Source organism: Micromonospora sp. M51 (assembly GCF_018070305.1).
GTDB lineage: Bacteria > Actinomycetota > Actinomycetes > Mycobacteriales > Micromonosporaceae > Micromonospora > Micromonospora parva.
The window spans coordinates 1-1,147 of record NZ_JAGPXZ010001204.1; the positions used below are offsets into that span (position 1 = coordinate 1).

The window sequence follows — 1,147 nt, forward strand, 5'->3', positions numbered from 1 at the left end:
CCAGCATGGCCCGACGCAACTGGTCCGCGCCGTCGCGGTCGATCTCGCCGCCCACCTCGACGACCACCGAGTCGCCGTTCTGCTTGACCGAGATCCGGGTCTTGCCCGGGTCGGGTTCGGCGGCGCCGTTCTGCCACGGCGGCGGCGCGTCGGCGAGCATCGCCTGGCGCAGCCAGGTGAGCGCCCGCGACAGCAGCCGGGACACGTGCATCTGCGAGATGCCGAACCGGGCGGCGATCTCCGCCTGGGTCTGGTTGCCGTAGAAGCGCATCGCGAGGATCCGCCGTTCCCGCCAGGGCAGTCGGTGCAGCAGGCCGCTCACCGTCACCCGGTCGTCGACCGACTCCAACGCGTTGTCCGACTCGCCGACCAGGTCGCCGAACTCGGCGGAGCTCTCCCCACCCACCGGGGCGTTGAGGGAGGCCGGGCTGTAGCCGGCCGCCGACTCCAGGGCGGCGAGGATCTCCTCCTCCGGGGTCTCCAGCCGGGCCGACAGCTCGGCCACCGACGGGGCCCGGGACAGCTCACTGGTCAGCGCGGCGGTGGCCTGCCCCACCTCGAGGATCAGGTCCCGCAGCCGGCGGGGCACGTGCACGCCCCAGGTCCGGTCCCGGAAGTGTCGTTTGATCTCGCCCACGATGGTGATCGCGGCGTAGGCGGTGAACGAGCCCCGTTCCGGGTCATAGCGGTCGACGGCGTTGACCAGCCCCAGCCGGGCCACCTGCTCCAGGTCTTCCAGCGGCTCTCCGCGCCCCCGGTAGCGGCGGGCCAACCGCCCGGCGAACGGCAGCGCGAAGCGCACCAGGTCGTCCCGAGCCTCCCCCCGCCGCTCCGGCGGCAGCCCGGCGATCCGGGCCGCGTACGCCATCGCCGCCGCGTCGAGATCCTCCAGACCTCGATCGGTGGGTGGTGGTGTGGTCGTGGTCGTGCTCGTCTGTCCGAACATCCGCGCCTCCCTCAGGAAGGTCCCCCGCCCGGATCGGGAAACCGGTCGTGCGCGTGGTCGAGCCACGCACCGGGCCGGAAAGTGGGTCAGTGACTGGGATGCCAGCGGGCGACACCGCCTCTACGCAGCGCAATTAGGCCGTCGCAGCCAGCGATGTTCCCGCTCCGTAGGTACTCAATCACGGGACCCCGGGTTCGCGAG

Annotated in this window: 1 protein-coding gene; it reads right to left on the minus strand. The window is 72.3% G+C overall.

Going from position 1 to position 1,147, the window contains the following annotated elements; genetic code table 11:
* Positions 1 to 946, minus strand: a 946-nt coding sequence (locus KBX53_RS33705) for a SigB/SigF/SigG family RNA polymerase sigma factor (protein WP_210863891.1), incomplete at its 3' end; no start/stop codon positions are given.
* Positions 947 to 1,147 lie beyond the last annotated feature (201 nt).